Annotated in this window: 27 protein-coding genes and 1 riboswitch; of the genes, 12 read left to right on the forward strand and 15 right to left on the reverse strand. The window is 74.5% G+C overall.

What is annotated here, in order from left to right:
* Positions 1-215: 215 nt before the first annotated feature.
* From ACFYYT_RS30855 to ACFYYT_RS30880, 6 genes are all read right to left on the reverse strand, one after another.
* Complete coding sequence (locus ACFYYT_RS30855) at positions 216-1,154, reverse strand: ECF transporter S component (RefSeq protein WP_351830938.1); 939 nt, start codon at positions 1,152-1,154, stop codon at positions 216-218.
* A complete protein-coding gene (locus ACFYYT_RS30860; protein WP_351830941.1) occupies positions 1,151-3,088 on the reverse strand; it encodes an ATP-binding cassette domain-containing protein in 1,938 nt (645 codons plus the stop codon). The genes ACFYYT_RS30855 and ACFYYT_RS30860 overlap by 4 nt, the downstream gene beginning before the upstream one ends.
* Entirely contained in the window at positions 3,085-4,275 is a 1,191-nt protein-coding gene (locus tag ACFYYT_RS30865; RefSeq protein ID WP_388610017.1) for an energy-coupling factor transporter transmembrane protein EcfT, read from the reverse strand. The genes ACFYYT_RS30860 and ACFYYT_RS30865 overlap by 4 nt, the downstream gene beginning before the upstream one ends.
* Positions 4,272-4,955, reverse strand: a complete 684-nt coding sequence (locus ACFYYT_RS30870) for an SCO2322 family protein (RefSeq protein WP_351830958.1) — start codon at positions 4,953-4,955, stop codon at positions 4,272-4,274. Before ACFYYT_RS30870 ends, ACFYYT_RS30865 begins: the two co-directional genes overlap by 4 nt.
* A complete protein-coding gene (locus ACFYYT_RS30875; protein ID WP_351830946.1) occupies positions 4,955-6,202 on the reverse strand; it encodes a prenyltransferase/squalene oxidase repeat-containing protein in 1,248 nt (415 codons plus the stop codon). The genes ACFYYT_RS30870 and ACFYYT_RS30875 overlap by 1 nt, the downstream gene beginning before the upstream one ends.
* Positions 6,203-6,331: 129 nt before the next feature.
* A riboswitch (cobalamin riboswitch) is annotated at positions 6,332-6,411 on the reverse strand.
* A gap of 145 nt (positions 6,412-6,556) precedes the next feature.
* Positions 6,557-7,621 carry an MBL fold metallo-hydrolase gene (locus tag ACFYYT_RS30880; RefSeq protein ID WP_351830949.1) on the reverse strand — a complete coding sequence of 355 codons (1,065 nt, stop codon included), beginning with the start codon at positions 7,619-7,621 and terminating at the stop codon, positions 6,557-6,559.
* A 198-nt stretch (positions 7,622-7,819) separates the two neighbouring features.
* Between ACFYYT_RS30880 and ACFYYT_RS30885 the strand changes: the two genes are divergently transcribed.
* The 3 genes from ACFYYT_RS30885 (at position 7,820) to ACFYYT_RS30895 (ending at position 10,130) form a co-directional block, all read left to right on the forward strand.
* A complete protein-coding gene (locus tag ACFYYT_RS30885) occupies positions 7,820-9,271 on the forward strand; it encodes an aldehyde dehydrogenase (protein ID WP_351830952.1) in 1,452 nt (483 codons plus the stop codon).
* Positions 9,271-9,504, forward strand: coding sequence for a ferredoxin (locus tag ACFYYT_RS30890; protein ID WP_351830955.1), 234 nt, complete (start codon positions 9,271-9,273; stop codon positions 9,502-9,504). Before ACFYYT_RS30885 ends, ACFYYT_RS30890 begins: the two co-directional genes overlap by 1 nt.
* A 158-nt stretch (positions 9,505-9,662) precedes the next feature.
* Positions 9,663-10,130, forward strand: a complete 468-nt coding sequence (locus ACFYYT_RS30895) for a hypothetical protein (protein ID WP_388610022.1) — start codon at positions 9,663-9,665, stop codon at positions 10,128-10,130.
* Between the two features lie 25 nt (positions 10,131-10,155).
* Here the strand turns inward: ACFYYT_RS30895 and ACFYYT_RS30900 are convergent, their stop codons facing one another.
* Positions 10,156-10,803, reverse strand: a complete 648-nt coding sequence (locus tag ACFYYT_RS30900) for a TetR family transcriptional regulator (protein ID WP_351829900.1) — start codon at positions 10,801-10,803, stop codon at positions 10,156-10,158.
* Positions 10,804-11,031: 228 nt separating this feature from the next.
* Between ACFYYT_RS30900 and ACFYYT_RS30905 the strand changes: the two genes are divergently transcribed.
* The 3 genes from ACFYYT_RS30905 (at position 11,032) to ACFYYT_RS30915 (ending at position 14,274) form a co-directional block, all read left to right on the forward strand.
* On the forward strand, positions 11,032-12,354 hold the full coding sequence (locus ACFYYT_RS30905) for a glycosyltransferase family 4 protein (protein WP_351829897.1): 1,323 nt from the start codon (positions 11,032-11,034) through the stop codon (positions 12,352-12,354).
* A gap of 91 nt (positions 12,355-12,445) precedes the next feature.
* Positions 12,446-13,180, forward strand: a complete 735-nt coding sequence (locus tag ACFYYT_RS30910) for a class I SAM-dependent methyltransferase (protein WP_267725400.1) — start codon at positions 12,446-12,448, stop codon at positions 13,178-13,180.
* The gene (locus tag ACFYYT_RS30915; RefSeq protein ID WP_351829895.1) at positions 13,177-14,274 is read left to right on the forward strand and encodes a prenyltransferase; all 1,098 of its coding nucleotides are present in this window, start codon (positions 13,177-13,179) and stop codon (positions 14,272-14,274) included. Before ACFYYT_RS30910 ends, ACFYYT_RS30915 begins: the two co-directional genes overlap by 4 nt.
* A gap of 78 nt (positions 14,275-14,352) precedes the next feature.
* On the opposite strand, the gene ACFYYT_RS30920 is transcribed toward ACFYYT_RS30915, so the two are convergent.
* On the reverse strand, positions 14,353-14,667 hold the full coding sequence (locus ACFYYT_RS30920) for a hypothetical protein (RefSeq protein WP_351829892.1): 315 nt from the start codon (positions 14,665-14,667) through the stop codon (positions 14,353-14,355).
* A gap of 112 nt (positions 14,668-14,779) precedes the next feature.
* On the opposite strand from ACFYYT_RS30920, the gene ACFYYT_RS30925 reads away from it, so the two are divergent.
* Both ACFYYT_RS30925 and ACFYYT_RS30930 read left to right on the forward strand, forming a co-directional pair.
* A complete protein-coding gene (locus ACFYYT_RS30925; RefSeq protein ID WP_351829890.1) occupies positions 14,780-15,424 on the forward strand; it encodes a hypothetical protein in 645 nt (214 codons plus the stop codon).
* A gap of 105 nt (positions 15,425-15,529) precedes the next feature.
* Positions 15,530-15,922 carry a hypothetical protein gene (locus ACFYYT_RS30930; protein WP_351829888.1) on the forward strand — a complete coding sequence of 131 codons (393 nt, stop codon included), beginning with the start codon at positions 15,530-15,532 and terminating at the stop codon, positions 15,920-15,922.
* Positions 15,923-15,932: 10 nt separating this feature from the next.
* On the opposite strand, the gene ACFYYT_RS30935 is transcribed toward ACFYYT_RS30930, so the two are convergent.
* The 6 genes from ACFYYT_RS30935 to ACFYYT_RS30960 form a co-directional block, all read right to left on the reverse strand.
* Positions 15,933-16,943, reverse strand: coding sequence for an LLM class F420-dependent oxidoreductase (locus ACFYYT_RS30935; protein ID WP_351829886.1), 1,011 nt, complete (start codon positions 16,941-16,943; stop codon positions 15,933-15,935).
* Positions 16,944-17,162: 219 nt separating this feature from the next.
* Entirely contained in the window at positions 17,163-17,987 is an 825-nt protein-coding gene (locus ACFYYT_RS30940; protein ID WP_351829883.1) for a hypothetical protein, read from the reverse strand.
* A gap of 144 nt (positions 17,988-18,131) precedes the next feature.
* Positions 18,132-19,133 carry an N-acetylmuramoyl-L-alanine amidase gene (locus tag ACFYYT_RS30945; RefSeq protein ID WP_351829881.1) on the reverse strand — a complete coding sequence of 334 codons (1,002 nt, stop codon included), beginning with the start codon at positions 19,131-19,133 and terminating at the stop codon, positions 18,132-18,134.
* A 129-nt stretch (positions 19,134-19,262) separates the two neighbouring features.
* A complete protein-coding gene (locus tag ACFYYT_RS30950) occupies positions 19,263-19,904 on the reverse strand; it encodes a class I SAM-dependent methyltransferase (protein ID WP_351829880.1) in 642 nt (213 codons plus the stop codon).
* A 102-nt stretch (positions 19,905-20,006) separates the two neighbouring features.
* Positions 20,007-21,803 (reverse strand): serine/threonine-protein kinase, encoded by a 1,797-nt coding sequence (locus ACFYYT_RS30955; RefSeq protein ID WP_351829878.1) that lies wholly within the window; start codon positions 21,801-21,803, stop codon positions 20,007-20,009.
* A 71-nt stretch (positions 21,804-21,874) separates the two neighbouring features.
* Positions 21,875-22,285 (reverse strand): ATP-binding protein, encoded by a 411-nt coding sequence (locus ACFYYT_RS30960; protein ID WP_351829876.1) that lies wholly within the window; start codon positions 22,283-22,285, stop codon positions 21,875-21,877.
* Between the two features lie 39 nt (positions 22,286-22,324).
* Between ACFYYT_RS30960 and ACFYYT_RS30965 the strand changes: the two genes are divergently transcribed.
* From ACFYYT_RS30965 to ACFYYT_RS30980, 4 genes are read left to right on the forward strand one after another with little or no spacing between them, the layout of a single operon-like run.
* Positions 22,325-23,215 (forward strand): helix-turn-helix transcriptional regulator, encoded by an 891-nt coding sequence (locus ACFYYT_RS30965; RefSeq protein ID WP_351829874.1) that lies wholly within the window; start codon positions 22,325-22,327, stop codon positions 23,213-23,215.
* A complete protein-coding gene (locus tag ACFYYT_RS30970; protein WP_351829871.1) occupies positions 23,175-23,363 on the forward strand; it encodes a DUF397 domain-containing protein in 189 nt (62 codons plus the stop codon). Before ACFYYT_RS30965 ends, ACFYYT_RS30970 begins: the two co-directional genes overlap by 41 nt.
* A 49-nt stretch (positions 23,364-23,412) precedes the next feature.
* Positions 23,413-23,964, forward strand: coding sequence for a GNAT family protein (locus ACFYYT_RS30975; RefSeq protein WP_351829866.1), 552 nt, complete (start codon positions 23,413-23,415; stop codon positions 23,962-23,964).
* Positions 23,965-23,972: 8 nt separating this feature from the next.
* Positions 23,973-24,827, forward strand: coding sequence for a class I SAM-dependent methyltransferase (locus ACFYYT_RS30980; protein WP_351829863.1), 855 nt, complete (start codon positions 23,973-23,975; stop codon positions 24,825-24,827).
* A 22-nt stretch (positions 24,828-24,849) separates the two neighbouring features.
* Here ACFYYT_RS30980 and ACFYYT_RS30985 read toward each other — a convergent pair whose 3' ends face one another.
* Positions 24,850-25,059 (reverse strand): hypothetical protein, encoded by a 210-nt coding sequence (locus tag ACFYYT_RS30985; protein ID WP_351829860.1) that lies wholly within the window; start codon positions 25,057-25,059, stop codon positions 24,850-24,852.
* Between the last annotated feature and the right edge of the window lie 112 nt (positions 25,060-25,171).

A 25,171-nucleotide genomic window follows, 5' to 3' on the forward strand; every position in this document is an offset into this window, starting at 1 on the left:
GTGGAGCACCCGTGCCGTCCGGCGACTCATCCAGTTCTACAGACGGCCCGCCGCCCTGGCAAAGACCCCGGATACTAGCCACCCTCGCAGGACAGGCCCCCGGCCCCCCGGCCGGCCCGGTGCACGGCGGCCGCGCGGGGGGTGGGCGGTCTACGGTCCCGGTTCGTATGTGACGTGCGTCCTGTGGGCCGCCTCACCGGGAGGGACCCCGGATCTCACCCAGGGTGAGCAGGTGAACGCTCTTCGGTGCGCGGGCCGGGGGGCGCGACCGCCCCGGAGTCGAAGGAGACGGGCGCCTCGAAGGCAGCCTTCCGGGTGGCCCGGCGCAGGGCCTTCAGCAGGGTGGCGCCCAGGGTGAGGGTCAGGACGACGGTCAGCACCGCCCGCCCCAGGTCCCAGCCCAGGGAGGTGGCCAGGCAGTACGCCACGAAGCGCGCGAGGTTCTGGGGCACCGGATCGCCGGGGTGGAACGAAACCCCCTGGCCCATGCCCTGGAGGAGCACCCAGCCCTGGAGGTTCATGATCGTCCCGTACGCGAACGAGCCCAGGAACCCGTACGCGCTGAGCATCGCCAGCTCGGCCCGGCCCCGGATCCTCCCCCAAGCTCTCGGCTTCGCTCGAGCAGGGGGGACCCCCATCGCCCCGGGCAGCAGCCCGGCGCCCAGCGAGAACCAGCCCAAAGCCAGCATCTGGAACGGCATCCACGGCCCGACCCCGCCCGTGAGCAGGGCCGACGCGAACATGGTCACCGACCCGAGGACGAAACCGAATCCGGGACCGAGGACGCGGCCGCTCAGCACCATCAGGAAGAACATGGGCTCCAGGCCGGCCGTACCCGCCCCCAGGGGTCTGAGGGCCGCCCCGACGGCGGCGAGCACGCCCAGCATCGCCACCGCCTTGGCGTCCATGCCCTGGTCGGCGATGGTCGCGACGACGACGGCCACGAGGAGCGGGAGCAGCGCGGCGAAGAGCCAGGGGGCGTCCCGGGAGTGGGCGAGGCCGGACCCGGCGTCGGCGAGCAGGGGCCAGCCGAAGGCGGCGATGCCGATGAGGGTGACGAGGACCAGGGCCGCGGCGGCGCGGGGGCCGATGCGGACGGGTCGGGCGGGACGGACGGGGCGGGCGGGACGGGCCGGTCGGGCCGGTCGGGTCATGGGGTTTCCCCCGCCCGGGCGAGGGCGGCGGCCACCTGGGACACCGTGAGCCAGTGGCCCGGGGCCAGCACCTTGGCCACCTGCGGGGCGAACGCGGGGGAGGAGACCACCACCTCGGCCGTCGGGCCGTCCGCGACGATCTCGCCGCCCGCCAGGATCACCACGCGGTGCGCCAGCTCGGCGGCCAGCTCCACGTCGTGGGTGGCGAGCACGATGGCGTGGCCGTCGGCGGCGAGGTCCCGCAGGAGCCCGATCAGCCGGGCCTTGGCGGCGTAGTCCAGCCCGCGGGTGGGCTCGTCGAGGAGCAGCAGGGCGGGGCGGCCGGTCAGCACCAGGGCCAGGGCCAGGGTCAGCCGCTGGCCCTCGGACAGGTCCCGGGGGTGGGTGTCGTCCGGTACGCCGGGCAGCAGGGCCGAGACCAGGCCGCGGCAGGTGCCGGGGGCGGCGCCGGCGTCGGCGTCGGCCGCGGCGCACTCGGCGGCGACGGTGTCGGCGTAGAGGAGGTCGCGGGGTTCCTGGGGGACCAGGCCGACGCGACGCACCATGTCCGCGGGCGGGGTGCGGTGGGGGGCGCGGCCGGCGACGGTCACCTCGCCGGTGGCGGGGGCGAGGGTGCCGACCAGGGCGGCGAGGAGGGTGGACTTGCCGGCGCCGTTGCGGCCCATGAGGGCGATGGTTTCGCCGGGGGCCACGGTGAGGGTGATGTCACGGAGGACTTCGGTGCGGGCGCGGCGCACGCCGAGGTTCCTCACGGTGGCGGCGGGGGCGTCGGGTGCGGGTGCGGTCGGGGCGGCGGGGCCGGGGGCGGAGCGGCGTCCGCGCAGGCGCGCGAGCAGGCCGGGGCCGCTGCGCGGGGCACTTCCCCCACCCCGCCCCTTCCCGAAACCGGGGCTCCGCCCCGGCCCCCGCGCCTCAAACGCCGGCGGGGCTGGAGGGGTGGCCCCAGCAGGGCCCCCCGCCTCCGCGGCGGCGGCGCCGGGGCTCCGCCCCGCACCCCGCGTCTCGGCAGTCGGGTGGGTGGGGCTTGTGTCCCGCGCCCCGGCGGTGGGGTGGGTGGGGCTTGTGTCCCGGGCGGCGGCGGGTGGCGGGGCCGGGTGGGTGGGGCTTGCGTTCCGGGGGGTGGCGAGGCGGGTGCGGAGGGGGGTGGCCTGGTGGCGGGCGTCGCGGATGGAGAGGGGGAGGGGGGACCAGCCCGCGAGGCGGCCCAGGGCGACGACCGGCGGGTGGACGGGGGAGACGGCCATGATCTCCGCCGGGGTGCCGAGGACCGGGGGCGCGCCGGGCGAGGGCAGGAGCAGGACGCGGTCCGCGTACTGGACCACCCGCTCCAGGCGGTGTTCCGCCATCAGGACCGTCGTGCCCAGGTCGTGCACCAGCCGTTGCAGCACCGCCAGCACCTCCTCCGCCGCCGCCGGGTCCAGCGCGGACGTCGGCTCGTCCAGCACCAGGACCTTCGGGTGCGCGGTCAGTACCGAGCCGATCGCGACCCGCTGCTGCTGGCCCCCGGACAAGGTGGCGATCGGGCGGTCGCGCAGCTCGCCCAGGCCCAGCAGGTCCAGGGTCTCCTCCACCCGGCGGCGCATCACCGCAGGGGCCAGGCCGAGCGACTCCATGCCGTAGGCCAGCTCGTCCTCCACCACGTCCGTCACGAAGTGCGCCGACGGGTCCTGCCCCACCGTGCCCACCACGTCCGCCAGCTCCCGCGGCCGGTGCGTGCGGGTGTCGCGGCCCGCCACCGTCACCCGCCCCCGCAGCACCCCGCCCGTGAAGTGCGGGACCAGCCCGGACACGGCCCCCAGCAGGGTGGACTTGCCGGCCCCCGACGGGCCGACGAGGAGCGTCAGCTCCCCCTCCCGGAGGGTGAAGTCGGCGTCCCGGAGGCAGGGTCGCCCGGCGTCGGCGTAGGTCACCGACACCTGCTCGAAGCGGATCACTGCGCGGACTCCTGGGTAGGTACGGGTGCCACGAAGGCGGGGAGCAGGCCGATCAGGACCGCCGCAGCGGGCCACAGCGGCAGCGTCGGCGCGACCAGCGGGACCACGCCCGGCAGCAGCGCCTCCGGGTCCGCCGACGCCGCGCGGATCAGCAGGGCCGCCACCGCCGCCCCCGACCCGGCGACCAGCCACGCCCGCGCCCCCCACCGGTCGGGCCGGTACCGGGTGCGGACGCTGCGCCGGCCGCCGAGGCGCAGCCCGGCCAGGGCCAGCACGAGGCCGATGCCGAGCACGGGCAGCCCGTACGCCGCGCCCTCGGCGGCGAGCAGCCCGTACGTGCCGGCGCACATGCCGAGCAGGCCGCCGAGGGTGAGCGCGTTCGTGGTGTGCCGCACGGCCGGTGGGACCTGCGCGGTGCGCCCGTACCCGCGGGCGTCCATCGACGCGGCGACGGCCACCGACCGCTCCAGCGCCCCCTCCAGGACCGGCAGGCCGATCTGGAGGACGGCCTTCACCCCGCCGGTGGGCCGCCCGCGCAGCCGCCGGGCGGTGCGCAGCCGGGCCACGTCCGCGACCATGTTCGGCGCGAAGGTCATGGCGACGACCACCGCGACCCCCGCCTCGTACAGGGCGGCGGGCAGGGACTTCAGCAGCCGCGCCGGGTTCGCGAGGGCGTTCGCGGCGCCCACGCAGACCAGCAGCGTCGCCAGCTTCGCCCCGTCGTAGAAGGCGAAGACGAGCTGTTCGGCGCTGACCCGGCCGCCGAAGCGGATGCCCTGCGCCCAGCCGGGGAGCGGCAGTTCGGGCAGGGCGAACAGCACGTGCGCGCCGGGCACGGGCGAGCCGAGCAGCACGGAGAACAGCAGCCGCAGCCCGATGACGAAGAGGCCGAGCTTCAGGAAGGCACGGTAGGAGCGGGCCCAGGGCGCGTCGGTGCGGCGGGCGGCGACCACGTACCCGGCGACGCCGACGATCAGTCCGAGCAGCAGCGGGTTGGTGGTCCGGGAGGCGGCGGTGGCGAGCCCGAGGGCCCACAGCCACCAGGCCCCCGCGTGCAGGGCGTTGCTGCGCCGCGCCTCGGGCGCCCGCCAGCTCCTCTTGTACGTCGTCCCGCGCACCCCCCGACCGGCCCGGCCGGGGCCGCGCCGGGCCGGGGGTGCGTCCGTACCTGCCGCGCCGTGCGTCATCGCCGGCGGCGGCGGGACTGCCAGACGCCGGCCGCGCCGAGCACGGCCACCGCGGCGAGGCCCGCGACGAGGCCCGCCGAGGGCCCGGAGCCACCGCCCCCGGACGCCGTGGCCGACGCCGTGGCCGAGGCCGTGGCCGACGGGGCGGGCTTTGCGGCCCCGGAGTCCTCGATCGGCTCGCCGCAGCCCGTCTTCGGGTAGCCGGAGATCCCGCACAGCAGGGCCGCGCTGTTGTAGCGCAGCGGCTTGGCCACCGAGGCCAGGGCTTCGGCGGCGGTCGCCTCGGGGGCGACCTGGGCGCAGGCGGTGCGCGGGGCGTCCTGCGGCGGGGCCTCGCCGGAGGGCGCGTCGCCGGGGACGCCGGCGTCGATGACCAGGGCCACGCGCTTCGTGCCGGCCGCCGGTGCGGTGCCCGCGCAGACGGCCTCGAAGTCGGCGGCCGCACGGGGCTTGGCGGCCTCGGCGGCGGCGTCCTTGCTCACCGAGAAGCGGAAGCCGAGGACCGTGCCGTCCGCGGGGCGGGCCGTCGACGGGCCCTGGGCGGCGTAGGCCCACTGCCCGCCGGCGCCGTCCCAGAACGACCAGTAGCGGTAGCCCGCCGCGAGGGCCGGGGAGGCGGCGAGCAGGGTCAGCAGGAGGCCCAGGAGCACGGCGGCCGAGGTGCGCGGACGGCGGCGGATCACAGCTGGTTCTTCTTCCGGCGGCCGCTCATCAGGACGCCGATGCCCAGGCCGGCCGCGGCGCCCGCGGCGACGATCCACCACACGTTCTGGTTGCCGGAGCCGCCGTCGTCCTTGCTCTCGACCTTCTCCGCCTCGGCGTTCGCCGCCTGCGGGGCGGGGCCGGTGGCGTTCAGGGCGCCGACCAGGTCGGTGGCGCCGAAGGCCTTGGGGTCGGTGCCGGTGGCGTGCGCGACGAGGACCAGGGTGCCCAGCGCCGCCGGGTTGCCCTTCGCCCAGTCGGCGGAGTTCTTTTTCAGCCACTCCAGCGCGCCCGCGGCCGACTGCCGGTGCCCGGCCGCGACCAGGGCGAGCACGGCGTCGGCGGTGTTGCCGGTGTCGGCGGTGGGCTGGTCCGCGCCGGGGGTGACGGCCGTCAGGTGGCCGTCCTTCTTCAGGGCCTCGGCCAGGTGGCCGGCCGCGCCCTGGGCGGCGCCCGCCGGGTCGGCGGCGCCGGCCGGGCAGGGCAGCGCGGCGGCCGGGGTGTCGGCGGCGCCGGGGTCGACGACCGCGCCCTTGCCGAGCGCGGCGAGGACGGCGGCGGCCGTGGCGTCGGCGTTGGCGGGGAGCTTGCCGTCGGCGGCCTGGTAGCCGAAGGCGCCCCGGTCGGCGGCCGGCTCGGCGGAGCAGCCCAGCTGGAAGGCGAGCAGGCCGTCGTACGCGGACTTGCCCGCCTTCGACCTGACCTCGGCGGGCTTCTCGCCGGCCACGGCGAGGGCGCTGATCACGATCGAGGTGGAGCTGCCCTCGCTGGGGGAGCCGGGGACGTACGCCCAGCCGCCGTCCTCGTTCTGGACGGACTTCAGCCAGTCCACGCCCTTCTTGACGGCCGCGTCCTTGCCGCCGAGTTCCTTGAGGGCCTGTACGGCGATGGCGGTGGCGTTGGTGTCGAACACGGTCGTCGCGTCGCAGGCCTTGCCGGCGTCCGCGCGGAAGGAGGCGAAGCCGCCATTGGCGCACTGCTGGCCGGTGAGCCAGTCCACGGCCGGCGCGGCGGACTTCTCGCCGGCGGTCCGCTGGGCGAGCAGCGCGACCGACTGGCGCCAGACGCCGTCGTACGTGGGGTCGGCCTTGCCGAACAGGCCCGAGGGGACGACGGGGGGCGCTGAGGGGGAGGGCGGCGGGGTGTCGGCGAGGGCTGCGGGGGCGGCGCCCGCGCAGAGCACGGCGGAGGCGGCGAGCGCGGCGGCGCTGCGGCGGACGTTCATGGGGGCGGGTGCCTCTCGTGCTGGGGAACGGGAGGCAGGCACGCGCAGGCACCGGGCTCCGGCTCCGTTTACCTCGACGGTGCCGGCCGCCGGAGGCCCCGGCGGCACGAGCCGCGCACCTTCGGTACGGGGCATTCCGGCTCGCCGTTCCGCGGGGTGCGGGCCGGCTCACGGTTGCGGGTCAGCGCCGGATTCGCACCGGCTTCCCCCCGTACGGAGGTGTGGACGACGGGCCCACTCTACCGGCCCGTAGCCCCCGGACCCGGGGGCGCCGGCCCCCGGCGCCCCTTACCGGCGGCCCCCGCCGCCGCCCGGCCGCCGCGCCGCCACCCTGCCGCCGCCCGGCCCCGGCCGTCACAGCGCCCGGTACGTCACCGGGTCCGTGCCCGGTACCGCTTCCGCCCGGCCCTGCTTCACCAGCCGCCGCAGGTGCGCCTCCGCTTCGGAGACGGCGATGTTGCGGGAGCCGTACGGGATCTGCGCCCAGGGGCGGTTCCACTCCATCCGCTCCGCGAGCGCCCACGGGGTCAGCGGCTCGGCCAGCAGCCGCCACAGCCCGGTCAGCCGTTCCTCGTGGTGCTCCAGGAGTTCCCGTACCCGGCCGGGGGCGTCGGTGAAGGCGTGCTGGTGGGCCGGGAGCACCTCGGCGGGTTCCAGGCGGCCGATGCGTTCGAGGGAGTCGAGGTAGTCGCCGAGGGGGTCGGTGACGCGGGTGACCCCGTTCTCGTCGGGGGCCTCGTACAGGCCGATGTGCGGGGAGATCCCGGGCAGCAGGTGGTCGCCGGAGAAGAGGCGGCCGTTGCCGGGCAGCCGCGCCGGGTGCTGTTCCTCCAGGTGCAGGCAGACGTGGCCGGGGGTGTGGCCGGGGGTCCAGATCGCGCGGAGCCGGCGCCCGGCCAGGGCCAGCAGCTCGCCGGGGACGATCTCCCGGTCGGGGACGGCGGCCCGCAGCCCGGGCAGGGTCCGCAGCCGGCCGCTCTGGCGGGCTGCCCGCAGCGGGGCGAGGTGTTCCTCGGGGGCTCCGGCGGCGGCCAGCTTCTCGCCCATGTAGTCGTACCAGACGCCCGGCTCGGCGGAGCGGGTCCGCACGACGACCTCGGTGTCGGCGGCGTGCATGGCGATCCATGCCCCGGAGGCCTCCCGGACCTGCCCGGACAGACCGTGGTGGTCGGGGTGGTGGTGGGTGATGACCACCCCGTGCACCTCGGCGACGGCGGTGCCGAGCGCGCCGAGCCCGGCGGCGAGGGCGTCCCAGGAGGCGGGGTCGTCCCAGCCGGTGTCGATCAGGACGGGGCCGCGGTCGGTGTCGAGGACGTGGACGAGGGTGTGCCCGAGCGGGTTGTCCGGGATGGGGACCTTGATGCCCCACACGCCGCCGCCGTGATCGGTGACCTGGGCCGTCCCGGGGGTGAGGGCCATGAGAACTCCCTGGAAAGAGAACCTGTTTCAGTAGTCGCCCAAGTCGACCATCTCCGCCGGTTTCTGGCTAGTCGTCGGATCTTCCCCGCCACCGCGTGGATCTTCCCCGCGGTTCCGTCCTGGCCGTGGACTCCTAGAACTAGAACTGGTATCAGTTCGGGAACGCCAAGCAGCAGGTAGCGCCGGGAGGCATCAGCGATGACCGAGCTCGTGGAACACGGACAACTGTTCATCGGCGGCGAATGGACGGACCCGCTGGGCACCGGCACCATCCGCGTCGTCTCCCCCCACACCGAGCAGGTCATCGGCAGCGTCCCGCACGCCTCCCGGGCCGATGTGGACCGGGCCGTGGCCGCCGCGCGCAAGGCCTTCGACGAGGGCCCCTGGCCCCGGCTGTCCCTGGCGGAGCGGACCGGGATCGTCAGCCGGATCAAGGACGCCATCGCCGTCCGGCACGAGGAGATCGCCCGCTCCATCAGCTCCCAGAACGGCTCCCCGTACTCCTGGAGCGTCCCCGCCCAGGCCCTCGGCGCGATGATGGTCTACGACTCCGCGATCAAGGTCGCCGCCGACTACCCGTACGAGGAACGCCGGCAGGGCGCGCTCGGCCCGATCCTCGTGCGCCGCGAGCCGGTCGGCGTCGTCGCCGCCGTCATCCCGTGGAACGTCCCGCAGTTCGTGGCCGCGGCGAAGCTCGCCCCGGCGCTGCTCAGCGGCTGCGCCGTGATCCTCAAGCCCTCGCCCGAGGCCCCGCTGGACTCCTTCATCCTGGCCGCCATCGCCCGCGAGGCCGGGCTGCCGGAGGGCGTGCTGTCGGTGCTGCCCGCCGACCGGGAGGTCAGCGAGTACCTGGTGGGCCACCCCGGCGTCGACAAGGTCTCCTTCACCGGATCCGTCGCCGCCGGCAAGCGCGTCATGGAGGTCGCCGCCCGCAACCTGACCCGGGTCACCCTCGAACTCGGCGGCAAGTCCGCCGCCGTGATCCTGCCCGACGCCGACCCGGCCGCCGCCGTCGCCGGGATCGTGCCCGCCGCCTGGATGAACAACGGCCAGGCCTGCGTCGCGCAGACCCGCATCCTGGCCCCGCGCAGCCGCTACGAGGAGTACGCCGACGCCTTCGCGGCCGCCGCCGGGGCCCTGGTCGTCGGCGACCCGCTGGACCCGGCCACCCAGCTCGGACCGCTCGTCGCCGAGCGCCAGCGGCAGCGCTCGCTCGACTACATCCGCATCGGCCAGGAGGAGGGCGCCAAGGTCCTCACCGGCGGCGGCCGCCCGGCCGGCCTGGACCGCGGCTGGTACGTGGAGCCCACCCTCTTCGGCGACGTCGACAACTCGATGCGGATCGCCCGCGAGGAGATCTTCGGCCCGGTCGTCTGCCTGATCCCGTACGGGGACGAGGAGGAGGCCCTGCGGGTAGCCAACGACTCGGAGTTCGGGCTCAGCGGCAGCGTCTGGACCGGGGACGTGGAACACGGCGTCGACTTCGCGCGCCGGGTGCGCACGGGCACCTTCAACGTGAACACCTTCAGCCTGGACATGCTGGGCCCGTTCGGCGGCTACAAGAACAGCGGCCTGGGGCGGGAGTTCGGGCCGGAGGGGCTGAGCGAATACCTGGAGCACAAGATGATCCACCTCCCGGCGGGTGCGTGATGGGGGACCGCTGGCAGATCGAGGTCGACCGGGCGGTGTGCATCGGCTCGGGCATGTGCGTGAACCACGCCCCCGACGCCTTCGCCCTCGACTCGGCCCGCCAGTCCCACCCCCGCGCGGCGGAGACCGACGCCAACGAACCCGCCCTGACGGCGGCCGAGGGCTGCCCGGTGGAAGCCATCATGATCACCCTGTACCCCACCGGCGAACCGGTCTTCCCCCCGGAGGACTAGCCTGTGCCCCGCCGCCGGAACGGACCGCCGCGGCGGCCGGCCGACGGGGTGTGCGGGGAATGACGGGCGTGAACGTGCGTACGAGTACGAGTACGAGTACGGATACGGATACGGATACGGATACGGGGTCGGGGTCGCGCAGGGGCGCCCGGCAGTGGGTGGCCACGGCGGCCGGGGTGGCCGCCCTGGCGGCGCTCCTCGCGGCCGGCCTCGCGCTGCGCCCCTCCGGCGGCGGGGACGGCGCGGCCGGCCCGGCGGGGGCCGGACCCGCGCGCTCCGCCGTCCTCGCGGACCTCGCCGCCGCCACCGAGGGGCTGCCCGCCGCGCCCCCGGCCACCACCGAGGAGGGGCCCCTGGCCGACTGCCTCGCGGGCTGGACGGGCGCCGGTCCCGCCGGCCGGGACCGGATCGCCGCCCTGGAGACGGCGCTGACCGCGCGGGGCTGGCGCGTGGTGTCGCGCGGCCGGGGTCCCGCCACCCGGTCCTCGCTGACCAGAGGGGCCTGGCGGCTCACCGTCAGCGACGGCGGCCTGCTGGAGCGGCTCTCCCTGGTGGCCGTGCGCTCCACCCCGGCCTGCGCGGAACTCCTGCGCCGGGAGCGGGAGTCGCGCGGGGAGCCGGGGTGAGCACCCCCCCGTACGGACGGCGCGATCAGGCCTTTTCCGGGGCCGTCAGGTCGATGAGCCGGCAGACCGTCTCGATGTCGATTTTCACCTGCGCGATCGAGGCGCGGCCCGAGAGCCAGGTGATCAGCGCCGAGTGCCAGGTGTGCTCGATGACGCGGACCGCCGAGAGCTGCTCCGCCGTCGGCGGGGCCTCCAGCCCCATCGCGTCCAGGATGATGGCCGTGGTCAGGCGGGAGACCGTGTCGACCTCCGGGCTGACGCTGCGGTCGGCGAAGGTCAGGGCCCGCACCATGGCGTCGGCCAGGTGCGGTTCGCGCTGGAGCGCGCGGAAGGCGCGCATCAGGGTCTCCGCGACCCGCGCCGCGGGCTCCTCGCCCGCCGGGGGACGCTTGCGCAGCGTCGTGTGCATGTGCTGGAGCTGGTCCTGCATGGTGGCCACCAGCAGGTGCACCTTGGAGGGGAAGTACCGGTACAGGGTGCCCAGCGCCACGCCGGCGGCCTCCGCGACCTCCCGCATCTGGACCGCGTCGAAGCCGCCCCGGCTCGCCAGCTGCGCGCTGGCGTGCAGGATCCGGCGGCGCCTGGCCTCCTGGCGCTCCGTCAGGGGAGGGGACGCCGGCGTGGTCGCCGGTGTGGCCGCCGGCTTCGCGACCGCCTTCGCTTCCGCTGTCATGTGTCCCGTTCCTGGCGTTCCGTGTCGTGGCGGGGGAGCTGATTCCGGGATGGTCCGGAGCCAGCATCTCAGGCGTCCGAGCCGTGGCGCGAATCACCTGCTCCGCCTCTTACGGTGTGGTTTCCGGCCGGTAGATTCAATGGTCTTCGACGGATCAAGTCTGAAACTTGTTCTACATTATCCGAGCGGTTACGCTCCGGCGAAAGTGCAGGGAGAAGGGGGCCGAGAGTGACCGCAGAGGCCATGGTGACGAGCCCTTTCGCGGGTTCCGCCACCGACGGCGACCGCCCGTTGCGCATCGCGCTCCTCACTTATAAGGGGAACCCGTTCTGCGGCGGTCAGGGCGTCTACGTCCGCCACCTCTCGCGCGAGCTCGTGAAGCTGGGCCACAGCGTCGAGGTCATCGGCGCGCAGCCCTATCCGGTCCTCGACACCGGTGCCACGCTCACCGAACTGGCGAGCCTGGACCTGTACCGCAGCCCGGACCCCTTCCGCACCCCCAAGCGCGACGAGTACCGGGACTGGATCGACGCCCTGGAAGTCGCCACCATGTGGACCGGCGGCTTCCCCGAGCCGCTGACCTTCTCGCTGCGCGCCCGTCGTCACCTGCGCGCGCGGGCCGGTGAGTTCGACGTCATCCACGACAACCAGACCCTCGGCTACGGACTGCTGGGCGGACTCGGCGCACCCCTGGTGACGACGGTCCACCACCCCATCACCGTCGACCGGCGGCTCGACCTCGCCGCCGCCAAGGACCGCAAGAAGCGCCTCTCGGTGCGGCGTTGGTACGGGTTCACGCGCATGCAGGGCCGCGTCGCCCGCCGGCTGCCCTCCGTCCTGACCGTCTCGGGCTCCTCGCGGCAGGAGATCGCCGAGCACCTGGGCGTGCGCGACGAGCGCATCCACGTCGTGCACATCGGCGCCGACACCGACCTGTGGTCGCCCGACGCCTCCGTGGCCGAGGTGCCCGGACGGATCGTCACCACCTCCAGTGCGGACGTCCCCCTCAAGGGCCTCGTCCACCTCGTCGAGGCGCTCGCCAAGCTCCGTACCGAGCGGCCCGACGCGCACGTCGTCGTCGTCGGCAAGCGGGCCGAGAGCGGGCCGGTCGCCCGGGCGATCGAGAAGTACGACCTCCGGGACGCGGTGCGCTTCGTCAAGGGGATCACCGACGCCGAGCTCGTCGACCTGGTGCGCAGCGCCGAGGTCGCCTGCGTGCCCTCCCTCTACGAAGGCTTCTCCCTCCCGGCCGCCGAGGCCATGGCCACCGGCACCCCGCTCGTCGCCACCACCGGCGGGGCCATCCCCGAGGTGGCCGGCCCCGACGGCGAGACCTGCCTGGCCGTGCCGCCCGGCGACGCGGGGGCCCTGGCCGCCGCGCTGGGCCGGCTGCTCGGCGACGCCGCCCTGCGCGCCCGCCTGGGCGCGGCCGGACGGGAGCGGGTCCTGGCCCGGTTCACCTGGGCCAAGGCCGCCGAGGGCACGGTCCGGCACTACAGAGCCGCCATCGAGCAGGCCGGGGCCGTCAGCGGCCGCCGCGCCGCGCGGTGACCTGGCGAACCTGCCGCGCCTCCCCGCTCCCCAGGCATCCCCGTCCCATGCGCAACACCCTTCACCCCCGCGACCGCGAAGGCAGGACCCCGTGCTGACCGTCGATTTCTCCCGGTTCCCGCTCGCCGCCGGCGACCGCGTACTCGACCTGGGCTGCGGCGCAGGCCGGCACGCCTTCGAGTGCTACCGGCGCGGCGCCCAGGTGGTCGCCGTCGACCGCAACGGCGAGGAGATCCGCGAGGTCGCCAAGTGGTTCGCCGCCATGAAGGAGGCCGGCGAGGCCCCCGCGGGCGCCACCGCCACCGCGATGGAGGGCGACGCCCTCGCCCTGCCCTTCCCCGACGACTCCTTCGACGTCGTCATCATCTCCGAGGTGATGGAACACATCCCCGACGACAAGGGCGTCCTCGCCGAGATGGTCCGCGTCCTCAAGCCCGGCGGCCGCATCGCCATCACCGTGCCCCGCTACGGCCCGGAGAAGATCTGCTGGACGCTCTCCGACGCCTACCACGAGGTCGAGGGCGGTCACATCCGCATCTACAAGGCGGACGAACTCCTCGGCAAGATGGAGGCCGCGGGCCTCAAGCCGTACGGCACCCACCACGCGCACGGGCTGCACTCCCCGTACTGGTGGCTCAAGTGCGCCTTCGGCGTCGACAACGACCAGGCGCTGCCGGTGAAGGCGTACCACAAGCTGCTGGTCTGGGACATCATGAAGAAGCCCCTCGCGACCCGGCTCGCCGAGCAGGCCCTCAACCCGGTCATCGGCAAGAGCTTCGTGGCCTACGCGACGAAGCCGCACCTCCCCGTGGGCGCGGCCCAGTGACCTCCCCCGGGCGCACGGTGCCCGAGGTGCCCCACCACCTCGTCCTCGACGGCGTCCTGACCGCCGCGGAGGCCGCCGCCACCGTCGCGGGGATCCTCGCCGCGCAGCGCGCCGACGGCGCCATACCCTGGTTCCGCGGCCACCACCTCGACCCGTGGGACCACACCGAGGCCGCGATGGCCCTGGACGCGGCGGGCGAGCACGAGGCCGCGGAACGGGCGTACGACTGGCTGGTCCGCCACCAGAACGACGACGGCTCCTGGTACGCCGCCTACGCCGACCGGCCCGACGGCGTGGACACCGCCGCCCCGCAGGACGCGAGCCGGGAGTCCAACTTCGTCGCGTACATAGCCGTCGGCGTCTGGCACCACTACCTCGCCACCGGCGACGACCCCTTCCTGGACCGGATGTGGCCCGCGGTGCACGCGGCCGTCGAGTTCGTCCTCGGCCTCCAGCAGCCGGGCGGCGAGATCGGCTGGAAGCGGGAACCCGACGGCGCAGCCGTCACCGACGCGCTGCTGACCGGCTCCTCCTCCATCCACCAGGCCCTGCGCTGCGCCCTGGCCATCGCCGACCACCGGGGGGACCCGCAGCCCGATTGGGAGCTGGCGACGGGAGCGCTCGCGCACGCCGTGCGCCACCACCCGGAGCGCTTCCTCGACAAGTCCCGCTACTCGATGGACTGGTACTACCCCGTCCTCGGCGGGGCCCTGTCCGGGCCGGAGGCGAAGGCGCGCGTCGAGGAGCGCTGGGACGAGTTCGTCGTCCCGGACCTCGGGGTGCGGTGCGTCCTGCCGAATCCGTGGGTGACCGGCGGGGAGTCCTGCGAACTGGCCATCGCGCTCTGGGTGATGGGCGAGTCGGACCGGGCGCTGGAGATCCTGCGCTCGATCGGGCACCTGCGCGCCGAGAACGGCATGTACTGGACGGGCTACGTCTTCGAGGACCGCGCGGTGTGGCCGGTCGAGCAGACGACCTGGACGGCCGGCTCCCTGCTGCTCGCCGTGGCGGCGCTGGGCGGGGACGAGGCCACGGGCGAGGTGTTCGGCGGACTCGCGCTGCCGCGCGGCCTGGAGCCGGACTGCTGCCGCTGAACCGCCGCTGAACCGCCGCCGGACCGCCACCGGACGTCGCCCGGCGACGGCCCGGTGGCGGGCCCGGCGGCCGGTGGTTCAGCGCCGGGCGAGGCGGCCGGCCACGGCGTGGCCGACGAGCAGGTAGACGACGGCGGCCAGGCCGTAGCCGACGACCACCTGCACCCAGTCGTGGTCGAAGGTGAACAGGTCGTACGACCAGCCGGCGAGCCAGTCGGCCGCATCGTGCACGAAGGAGACCAGGGCGTTGCCCTGGTTGGCGTCCAGCAGCCACAGTGCGATCCACAGGACGATCAGGAAGGCGGCGACGTCCGCCACCAGGGCGATGGCCCTGGCCACCGGATTGCCGCCACCGGCGTATGCGCGGGAGTGTGCTCGGGTGTAAGGGGACATGTCATGCGTGTTGCCGCGCCGGGCCGGGCCAAACCCGAACGGGTCCCCCAAGTGGCGCAGCTGCCGGGCCCGGGTGAGGCTGCGGAGGACACCTCAGTCCCCGGAGGCAACCGTGTCCCTACCCACGACCGTCCGATTCCGCCGCGCCCTGACGGCGGTGGCCCTGTCCACCGCGCTGCTGGCCGGCGCCACCGCCTGTGGTGGCGCGAGCGCCGGCCAGGGCCGGCAGGAGGAGATCTCCTCGGCCGCCGTGGCCGATCTGGCCGCCCTCGCCGCCGCCGAACCGGCGGCGGCCGAGGAGGACGACCTGGCCGCCGCGACGCCCTCCCCCAGCACCGAGGCCGAGAAGCAGAAGTTCGCCAAGACCCGTTTCGTGGCCAACGCCGGTCTCGCGGCCGGGGCCACCTACCAGTGGATCATCAAGCCGTACCAGGCGGGCAAGTTCAAGAAGGGCGCCAAGGGCCGCACCTTCGCGCTCGTCAAGGCGGGCCTGGCGGGCGCCTTCGCGTACAACCGGCTGAAGGCCGCGTCCGAGAACGCCAAGGGCGACCCGCTGCTCTCCAAGGCGATGGGTCCGCTGACGGCGGGCATCGCCTCCCTCAAGGGCCTCGGCTCCAAGCTCCGCAAGGGCCAGGCGGGCGACGCCGACATCAGCTCCTTCCAGGACGTCATCAACGGCGTGAAGCAAGCGGGCCAGAGCGCGGGCGCCACGGTGACCGACAAGGTCCCGAGCGCCTCCCAGCTCAGCGGCGGCTGACGGCCGGCCCCACCGAGCGCACCCGGCTCCCGCCCACCGGTCCTCCGGTGGGCGGGTTTCAGCCGTCGTGGCCGGTTTTGCCGGGGACCTGATTCAATGGCCGGTGTGATCGAGTTCCTGCTGTTCGCCCTCGTGGCCGCTGCCGCCGGCTGGCTCGTGCGCCGCAAGCACCATCGGCGGCGGGCGGCCGGGCCCCCCGAGGGGATCCCGTCGATGGCCCGCCGTCCGGCCGGGGCCGGCCGCTGGCGCAGCGGCCGGGTGTACGCGGACCGGGGCGCGCCCCGCTGGCAGCCCGGCCGGGGTCCGGCCGTCCCGCTGGCCGAGGCCCGGGCCGGCACCGTCCGGCTCCCCTCCGTCCGGGAGGGCATCTCCATCAACCCGGGCTCGCGCATCGTGACCTGCGCCGCCGCCGACGGCGGCCCGGACATCGAGGTCGCCGTGATGCCCCTGGACCTGCGCGAGTTCCTGGAAGCGGTCCCGGAGGCGGCGGCCCCCTAGCGGGTCTCCGCTAGGTGTTCAGCTCCGCCAGGACGCGCAGGGTGTGCGGGTCGGGGGCGGTGACCAGGAGGTCCGTGACGGGGCCCGTGCGCCACAGCTCCAGGCGTTCGGCGATGCGTGCGCGGGGGCCGACCAGGGAGATCTCGTCGGCGAACGCGTCCGGGACGGCGAGTACCGCTTCCTGCCTGCGCCCGGCGAGGAACAGCTCCTGGATGCGCCGGGCCTCTTCCGCGTAGCCCATGCGCCCCATGAGGTCGGCGTGGAAGTTGCGGGCCGCGTGGCCCATGCCGCCGATGTAGAAGCCCAGCATCGCCTTGACGGGGAGCAGCCCCTCGGCGACGTCCTCGCAGACGTGGGCGCGGGCCATCGGGGCGATCATGAACCCCTCGGGGAGGCCGTCCAGCGAGGCCCGGTAGGCGTCGGTGCGGGTCGGCGACCAGTAGAGGGGGAGCCAGCCGTCCGCGATCCGGGTGGTCTGGGCGATGTTCTTCGGGCCCTCCGCGCCGAGCAGGACGGGCAGGTCCGGGCGCAGCGGGTGGGTGATGGGCTTCAGGGGTTTGCCGAGGCCGGTGCCGTCCTCGCCGTGGTACGGGTGGCGGTGGAAGCGGCCGTCGAGGGCGACGGGGCCCTCGCGGCGCAGCACCTGCCGGATGACGTCGACGTACTCGCGGGTGGCGGTGAGCGGGCTCGCGGGGAAGGGGCGCCCGTACCAGCCCTCCACCACCTGGGGCCCGGACAGGCCGAGGCCCAGCATCATCCGGCCGCCGGAGAGGTGGTCCAGGGTCAGGGCGTGCATGGCGGTGGCGGTGGGGGTGCGGGCGGCCATCTGGGCGATGGCGGTGCCGAGCCGGATGCGCGAGGTGTGGGCGGCGATCCAGGTCAGCGGGGTGAAGGCGTCGGAACCCCAGGCCTCGGCGGTCCACACCGAGTCGTAGCCGAGGCGCTCCGCCTCGGTGGCGAGGCCGAGGTGGGCCGGGCTGGGCCCGCGGCCCCAGTAGCCGAGTGCGAGTCCGAGGCGCATGGGTTCCCCTCCGAGAGGCCTGCGCGGCCGTCCCCGTATCTGACGGCTCGTCAGGTGGCGTCAGGCGACTCTAGGGCACCCGCGCCGCGCCGGGAAGGGAACCGGCGGCGACCCTGCCCCCCTCGCGGCGGCGACGTCCGCCCGCCGGCCGTGGCCCGGACGGCGAAGGCCCCCCGCCGGGAGGGGCGGGGGGCCTTCGCGCGGGTCCGGGCGGCGGGGTCAGCCGCGCTGGATGCCCGAGGTGTCGTTCAGCACGCCGCGGCGGCCGTCCTGGGTCTGGGCGATCAGCGAGGCCGGGCCGCGCTGGTCGACGGCCAGGTACCAGGTCCCGGGCGCGAGCTCCGCGATCGGGGTGGGGGAGCCGTCCTCGCCGAAGAGCGGGCGGGCCACCGGCACCGCGAACCAGAACGGCGTGAAATCGGCGGCGGGCTGGGGCTGCGGCTGCTGCGCCGCAGAGTCCTGCGGTCCGCCCGCGGCGGGGCCGCCGCCGTACGGCGGGACCGGCTGCGGGGTGCCGCCGTACGGGCTCTGCTGCTGCGGGCCGCCCGGGTAGCCGTAGCCCGTGCCCGGCTGCTGCGGCTGGTGGCCGCCGTAGGGCGCGGGCGCGACCGGCCGGGCCTCCGGCACGAGCGGCCCGGCCAGCGCGGGGATCTTCGAACCGGCGACCGCGACACCGGCCAGCGCCAGCGTGGCGAGGAAGGCGAGGATGCAGCCGGCGCCCAGGTCCAGCCGGCTCGGGGTGGTGATGAGCGACCACAGCGCGCTCCAGGCGGCGGCGACCGCGAGCACCGTGCCCCAGCCCGTCAGCGGCAGCCCGGCGAGCTTGCGGCCCTCGGGCTGGAACCGCGCTGCGATCAGCAGACCGGCGGCGATGAAGCCGGTCAGGAAGATCGAGGGCAGCGCCAGCCCGTAGGCGTCCGTCTCCCACGCGCTGGGCATGTCCAGGTTGGTGGCGGAGTAGAAGTCGAGGAACGAGGCGATGAACAGCAGCGCCGCTGCTCCGATCACCACGCCGTCGCCTCGAGTGAGGGAGCGGATGTTCACGTCTCTGGTGTCCTTCTCGGTCTCGGTCGTCTCGTGGCGCCGCGGTCGCGCGGAGGCGGACCGGGGCTGGAGCGGGGTGGCGGCACCATGGTACGGAGTTTCCCGAGGCCGAGAGGATCGGGGCGGCGGCCCGCCCCCGGGGACTCAGCCCCCGAGGAATCCGACGATGCCGTCCGCGATGCCCTGCGCTGCCTTCTGACGCCACTCCGCACTCATCAGCTGCGCCGCGTCCTTGCCGTCACGCATGTTGCCGCATTCGATGAACACCTTGGGCCGAGTCGAGAGATTGAGTCCGCCCAGATCGTCGCGGACGACCAGCCCGGTGCCGGATCCCAGGTAGTTGGCGGGTGCCGAGCCGGTGGTGCGGGAGAAGTTGCTGCCGATGCGTTCGCCCAGCTGACGGGAGGGGCCGACGATCGCGGCCGTGTCGGCGCTGCCCGCCTTGACCCGCGCGGGGAGGATGACGTGGTACCCGCGGTTGCCCGCCGAAACCCCGTCCGCGTGGACGGAGACGACGGCGTCGGCGCGCGCCTCGTTGCCGATCCGGGCCCGCTCGTCGATGCAGGGGCCCCAGGGCCGGGCGGTGCCCGCCTCGTGGGTCAGTACGACCTTCACCCCGCGCTCCTCCAGGACCGCGCGCAGCCGGCGCGACACGTCCATGCTGAACTCGGCCTCCATATAACCGGAGTTGGTGGTGGTGCCGGTGGTGTCGCACTCCTTGCGGTTGGTGCCGATGTCCACCTGGCGCTCGATCTCGTCGGTGTGCTTGAAGTTGCCCGTGTTGTGGCCCGGGTCGATCACCACCGTCTTGCCCGCGAGCGGACCCTTGGCGGGGGCCGGGGCCTGCGGGCTCGCGCTGGCGGTCGGAGACGAGGACGCGGACGGAGACGGGGACGGAGACGGGGACGCGCTGGACTTCGCGTCCCCCGCCGCCGCGTGCGAGGCCGGGAGGGGGGAGAGCGCGGCGGGCCGCTTGGCGTCCGCGCCCGTCCCCGTCACCACCTGGGTCAGGACCCAGCCCGCGAGGAGGGTCGGGGCCAGCACCGCGACCGCCACCGCCAGGGTGGAGCGGCGCGTGTACCAGGGCCGGTCGGGGTCGATGGAGTCACGGGACTCGGGGGCCGGGGAACTGTCGTCGTAGGGCACCTCGCGATGCTAGAACGGGCGACCGGGAGCCGTACGGACCCTGCTCCATCCGGGGGCGTGGTGCGATGACCCGTTCATATGCCCGGACACCGGACACCGGACATCGGGCGCCGGACCCCGGCCGCCGGCTCAGATACCGCTGCCGACGCGGCGCAGGACGCGCAGGGAGTCCGTCACGGACACCTCCTCGAAGGCGCCCGACTCCAGCGCCCGCAGGTAGATCCGGTACGGGGCCTGCCCGCCGTCGGCCGGGTCCGGGAACACGTCGTGGATCACCAGGGTCCCGCCCGGGGCCAGGTGCGGGGCCCAGCCCTCGTAGTCGCCGGTCGCGTGCTCGTCGGTGTGGCCCCCGTCGATGAAGACGAGGCCCAGCGGCCCGCCCCAGGCCGCGGCCACCTGCGGGGAGCGGCCCACCAGCGCGATGACGTGCTCCTCCAGCCCCGCCCGGTGCAGGGTGCGGCGGAAGGTCGGCAGCGTGTCCATCAGCCCGACCTCCGGGTCCACCACCGTCGGGTCGTGGTACTCCCAGCCCGGCTGCTGCTCCTCGCTGCCCCGGTGGTGGTCCACGGTCAGCGCGGGCACCCCCGCCCCGCGGGCGGCGTCGGCCAGCAGGATGGTGGAGCGCCCGCAGTACGTGCCGACCTCCAGCAGCGGCAACCCGAGCGCCGCCGCCGCCACGGCCGCCTCGTACAGCGCGAGGCCCTCGCCCACGGGCATGAACCCCTTGGCGGCCTCGAAGGCGGCCAGGGTCTCCGGCTTGGGGGTGGCCATGTCGTTCCTCCTGCTGAGCTGCGGGTCGGTGCCGGGCCATGCTGCCCTACCGATGGGTAGGACGCCATGCCCGGGTCGGTTCCGCCGGGCCCCGGCGCTTCCTCAGCGGCCGAAGAGCCGGGACAGACCGCCGCCGAGCTCCGTGAGCCGGTCCTCGCGCAGGGCCCGCCGGAACACGTCGCGGACCTCCGTCACCTTCTGGGTCAGCCAGTGCGTGTTCCCGGCGGTGAGGTGCAGCCGGTGCAGCAGCGCCTTCAGGTGGGGCAGCGCCCGCCCGGGCGCCCCGGCGCCGCCGACGCTGCGCAGCACCCGGTACGCGGTCTCCGGGTCGCCGCGCTCCGCCAGCGCCGCGAGGTCCGGGTACAGGCACAGGTACAGGGGCGCGGCGGCGGCGAAGTCGCCGAGCAGCCAGGCGTCGTGGGCGAGCCGGCGGCGTACGTCGAGCAGGACCGGGCTGTCGGCGGGCAGCCGCCGTTCCATGTCGGGCAGGAGCGGCGCCAGCCAGCCGCGCTCGGCGTGCGCCTGCTGGGGGGTCTGCGAGCCCCACCGGCCCTCGCGGGCGGCCTCCCCGCGCTGGAGGGCCCCGGCCAGGTGGTAGCGGGCGGTCAGCGTGACGGGGTCGTCGGCGCCGAGCACCCGCCCGGCCTGCTCGATGACCTCGCGCAGCTCCGCCTCGTGGCGGCGGCCGTCGCCGGGCCCGTAGGCCGCGGCCTCGCCGACGTACGCGGCGCGCGCGGCGATGGTGTCGGGGTGCTCCAGGCCGAGCACCCGCACCATCTTCGGCAGGATGCGCTCCAGGTCGGTGGGGGAGTGCCCGCGTACGGTCATGGCCCGGTGGTAGGCGGCCCGCACGGTCAGCGCGTCCTGGGCGCCCAGCTCCTCCGTGAGGTCGGCGACCAGCATGTCCAGCCGTACGAGCCGGTCCGCCGGGGCGTCGTCCAGCACCTGCGCGAGGCGCCGCTCCAGCATCGACCGGACGGGGTCCCCGGCGGCCGTGTGCACGGTGGGGGAGTAGGCGGGCGGCGGCGGGAAGGCCGCGGCGGGGACGGCCGGCGCGGGCGGGAGGGCTCCCCGGGCGATCTCGGTGAGCCTGCGGCTCACCTCCCGGGCCTGCGCGGGCCGTTCGCGCGGGTCCTTCGCCAGCAGGCCCAGCACCAGCTCGTCCAGCGCGGCCGGGATCCCCTCGCGCAGCGCACCGGGCGCGGGGGGCTCGGTGGTCAGGTGGTGGGCGAGCAGTTCGTGCATCTCGCGTGCGGGGAAGGGCCGCCGCCCGGTCAGCAGCTCCGTCAGCACGCACCCGAGGGCGTACAGATCGGCCCGCCCGTCGACGGGGACCCCGCCCGCGCCGCCGGTCCAGCGCTCCGGCGCCATGTACGGGAAGGAACCGATGATCATCCCGGTGGCCGTCAGCTCCGTGCCCGGGGCGCCCGAGGACTTGGCGATCCCGAAATCGAGGACCTTGACCACGCCGCTCTCGGTGACCATCACGTTGGCCGGCTTGACGTCCCGGTGGACGATCCCGGCGTCGTGCGCGGCCCCGAGCGCGTCCGCGATCCGCGCGGCCCACTCCAGGGCGTCGCCGAGCGGCGGCACCCCGCCCTCCAGGACCTCGGCCAGGCTGCGGCCCTGGAGCAGCTCCATGACGAGGAACACGGCGTCGCGGCCGCCCCGTTCGGTGCGGCCGAAGTCGTGGATGGTGGCGATGTGGGGATGGGCGAGGTTCCCGGCGAGGCTGGCCTCCCGCTCGAACCGGCGGGTCTCCTCCGGGGTCTGCGGATGGCCGATCTTCACCGCGACCCAGCGGCCCACCCGGGAGTCCTTGGCCCGCCAGACCTCGCCGAAGCCGCCCCGGCCGAGCAACTCGTCGAGCTCGTAACGCCCCTCGATGGTCTCCCGCACGCCGCTCGGCCCCCGTCGCCCCTTGATCGTCCCCTCGCCGGGGCATTATCGCCGAGCGGGGCGGGCGGGGGTCACCCGTCGCACTCGAACCACACCGTCTTCCCGTCCGGCCGGGACAGCACGCCCCAGCGGTCGGTGACGGCCTGCACCAGCAGCAGCCCCCGCCCGCCCTCGCTGAGGGGATCGCAGCCCGGCGCGAGGCGCGGGAGGGCGGGGCACCCGTCGGACACCTCCACCCGCAGCCCGTGCGGCCTGCGCTGGATCAGTACCGAACAGCCCCGGCCGGGCACGTGCCGCACGACGTTGGCGACCAGCTCGGTCAGCGCCAGCCCGGCGGTGTCCGCCGTTTCGGCGAGGCCCCAGCGGACGAGGAACCACAGCAGAATCCGCCGCATGTGCCCGGCCGAATGCTCACCGACGGTGAAGCCCATCCGGTAGGTGGCGCCGATTTCCGTGCTGGGGTGACCAGTTGCTTGATTCATGCCATCAGGCTGCGCTCGCGTGATTACGCTCGGCTACGGATGGAACACAACATCGCACCCGTACGGTTGGGGGTACCACCCGTGGCCAACATCCGAGAGCTCGACCCCAGCGCATCGCCGTTGGACTACTTCGGCTCCGAACTCCGTCGCCTTCGGGAGGCAGCCGATCTGACGCAGGAGCAGTTGGGAGCCATCGTGTTCTGCACGGGCTCCCTGATCGGGCAGATCGAGAACGGGAGGAGGGTCCCTGCTCGGGACTTCTCCGAACGGGTCGACGCGGCCCTGGGAACGGGCGGGGTGTTCTCACGGCTGGTGGGGCTGGTGTTGCGCAGCCAGCTCCCGGCGTGGTTCCAGGCATATGCGGAGATGGAGGCGAAGGCGGCCTACGTCTCAACCTTCCAGGCGCAACTGGTCTATGGGTTGGTCCAAACGGAAGCGTACGCGCGGGCGGTACTCGGGGTCCGGGGGAATGGTGGGGTCGAGGGGCAAGTGGCGGCCCGCATGGAACGACAGCGGATCCTCGACCGCGAGAACCCGCCACCGATGTGGGTGGTGCTGAGCGAAGCCGTGCTGCATCAGGAGATCGGTGGCCGGGAGGTCATGCGGAAGCAACTCGCCCACTTGTTGTCCCTGCGGAGGCTGAAGTGGGTGCGGGTGCAGATCCTCCCCTTTGAGGCGGGTGCCCACGTCGGGCTGGACGGGACGTTCACCATCCTGCGCTTCGACGAGGGCCCGGACATTGTCTATACGGAGGACTTTGTGCAGGGCCGTTTGACGGCCAATCCACACGAACTCAGGGAAAGTTCCCTCCGCTACGATCACTTGCAGGCCGCCGCGCTTTCCGTAGAGGACTCGGCGGCGAGGATCGCCCGCGTAATGGAGGAGCGTTATGGACAGCACCCAGCCCCTGACGGGCATGCGGTGGCGTAAGTCCTCGTACAGCGGAACCAACGGCGGCGAGTGCGTCGAGGTCGCCGCCCATCCCCGCTTCGTCGCCGTGCGGGATTCCAAGAACCCCCACGGGCCAGTCTTCACCGTGAACCCCGCCGCCTTCGCGGAATTCGTGCGCGGCCTCTGAACGGTTAATCCGGTTGCCGTCGGCCGGGCCGGGTCGATAGGAAGCTCGCATGCTTACTGGCGCCAAGGTCGGGCTCAGGGCCCGGCACGAGGACGACATCCCGGTCCTGCGGGCCGAGCTCTACAACGACGTGGTCAACGCCTCGCGCGCCGAGAGCGGGCCGTGGCGGCCGGTCTCGGCCGGGTCGAAGGACCCCCGGCTCGTGCTGGACGCCGCGGAGCAGGACAGCGTCCCCTTCTCCGTGGTGGAGCTGGACGGCGGCACGCTGATCGGCATCGCGAACGTGTGGGGCCTCGACACCCACAACCGGTCCGCGCACATCGGGCTGGGGCTGCTGCCGTCCGCCCGCGGCAAGGGGTACGGCACCGACGTGGTGGCGGTGCTGTGCCACTACGGCTTCGTCGTGCGCGGCCTGCACCGGCTACAGGTCGACACGCTCGCCGACAACCCGGCGATGCTGCGCGCCGCCGAGCTCAACGGCTTCGTCCGCGAGGGCGTACTGCGCTCCTCGGCCTGGGTGATGGGGGAGTTCCTGGACGAGGTGCTCCTCGGGCTCCTCGCCCGGGACTGGACGCCGGTGCCGCACCCGCAGGCAGGATGAAGGATTCTGTGGACGAGACCGAACTGATGGCGAAGGCACCTTCGATCGCGGCCGACATGGCCGCCGCCGGCGTGTCCCCCGAAATCCAGCTGACCCAGACCCGGTACCGGACCGCACTCGTCTCCAGTTGGGGCGTCCCAGCCGGAGCGTCGGTCCTGGAGGTCGGCTGCGGACAGGGCGACATGACGGCTGCCCTGGCCGAGGCCGTCGGCCCGCAGGGCCGGGTGGTCGCCGTCGACATCGCGGATCCGTCGTACGGTGCCCCGATCACCCTGGGGCAGTCGGCGAAGCACCTCAAGGCGACGCCGCTGGGCTCCCGCATCGATTTCCGCTTCGGTCTGGACGTCCTCGACGAGGCGGTCACCTTCCCCGACAACGGGTTCGACTACGCGGTCCTGGCACACTGCGCCTGGTATTTCGAGTCCCTGGACCAGCTGGGGGCAACCCTCACTCGGCTCCGCCGCTGGGCACGGAACCTGTGCTGTGCCGAGTGGGACCTCGCACCCAGGTCGGTCGAGCAACTGCCCCACCTGCTGGCCGTTCTGATCCAGGGCCAGATCGAGGCGGGCGGATCGCGGGGCGAAGGCAATGTGCGCACGCCGTTCTCGCGCGAGAGCCTGCTCCGGATCCTCCCGGCAGCAGGCTGGAACCCCGTCCCGGGACAGGCCGTCGACACAACCGCACTCCAGGACGGCGACTGGGAGGTGGACGCCTGCGTGACCCTGCTCGACGACGCGAACCGGATGGCTGAACTGCCGCAAACCGTACAGGACCTGGTGCTGAGCCAGGCGGATGTGCTCCGACACCTGGCGAAGTGTCATGGCAACATGCCGCTGCCGGCATACTCGCTGATCGCCCGCTGAACCATGCGTTCGCGGAGCAGCGCTAGTCGCCGCCGTCACCGTCACTGTTGCCGCCGCCGAGGATGCCGCCGCGGCGGCGGCGCTTGTCGGAGCGGCGCAGGAGTTCGCCCGCGCCGAGGGTGACCGCCGCGACGGCGCGGGTCCAGCGCGGGCCGCCCCGCTGGGCCCACACCACGCACACACAGCCGCCGGCGGCGAGCGCCAGCACGCCGAGCAGTACCAGAAGGATCATGTCCCCGACCTCCACGTTCGTACCCCTCCCCGGATTGTGTCAGGCGGGGCTCCGCAGGTGCGCGGCCCGACGGCGTCCGGAACCCCTGCCCCCGGTCCGCCCTTGCCTTCAG

This window comes from Streptomyces sp. NPDC002032 (assembly GCF_042890765.1).
GTDB lineage: Bacteria > Actinomycetota > Actinomycetes > Streptomycetales > Streptomycetaceae > Streptomyces.

Coding starts and splice junctions, on each gene's coding strand:
- ACFYYT_RS30855 (WP_351830938.1), bottom strand. CDS start 1,154: ATGACCCGACCGGCCCGACCGGCCCGTCCCGCCCGCCCCGTCCGTCCC.
- ACFYYT_RS30865 (WP_388610017.1), bottom strand. CDS start 4,275: ATGACGCACGGCGCGGCAGGTACGGACGCACCCCCGGCCCGGCGCGGC.
- ACFYYT_RS30875 (WP_351830946.1), bottom strand. CDS start 6,202: ATGAACGTCCGCCGCAGCGCCGCCGCGCTCGCCGCCTCCGCCGTGCTC.
- ACFYYT_RS30880 (WP_351830949.1), bottom strand. CDS start 7,621: ATGGCCCTCACCCCCGGGACGGCCCAGGTCACCGATCACGGCGGCGGC.
- ACFYYT_RS30885 (WP_351830952.1), top strand. CDS start 7,820: ATGACCGAGCTCGTGGAACACGGACAACTGTTCATCGGCGGCGAATGG.
- ACFYYT_RS30890 (WP_351830955.1), top strand. CDS start 9,271: ATGGGGGACCGCTGGCAGATCGAGGTCGACCGGGCGGTGTGCATCGGC.
- ACFYYT_RS30900 (WP_351829900.1), bottom strand. CDS start 10,803: ATGACAGCGGAAGCGAAGGCGGTCGCGAAGCCGGCGGCCACACCGGCG.
- ACFYYT_RS30920 (WP_351829892.1), bottom strand. CDS start 14,667: ATGTCCCCTTACACCCGAGCACACTCCCGCGCATACGCCGGTGGCGGC.
- ACFYYT_RS30935 (WP_351829886.1), bottom strand. CDS start 16,943: ATGCGCCTCGGACTCGCACTCGGCTACTGGGGCCGCGGGCCCAGCCCG.
- ACFYYT_RS30950 (WP_351829880.1), bottom strand. CDS start 19,904: ATGGCCACCCCCAAGCCGGAGACCCTGGCCGCCTTCGAGGCCGCCAAG.
- ACFYYT_RS30960 (WP_351829876.1), bottom strand. CDS start 22,285: ATGAATCAAGCAACTGGTCACCCCAGCACGGAAATCGGCGCCACCTAC.
- ACFYYT_RS30965 (WP_351829874.1), top strand. CDS start 22,325: ATGGAACACAACATCGCACCCGTACGGTTGGGGGTACCACCCGTGGCC.
- ACFYYT_RS30970 (WP_351829871.1), top strand. CDS start 23,175: ATGGACAGCACCCAGCCCCTGACGGGCATGCGGTGGCGTAAGTCCTCG.
- ACFYYT_RS30975 (WP_351829866.1), top strand. CDS start 23,413: ATGCTTACTGGCGCCAAGGTCGGGCTCAGGGCCCGGCACGAGGACGAC.
- ACFYYT_RS30985 (WP_351829860.1), bottom strand. CDS start 25,059: ATGATCCTTCTGGTACTGCTCGGCGTGCTGGCGCTCGCCGCCGGCGGC.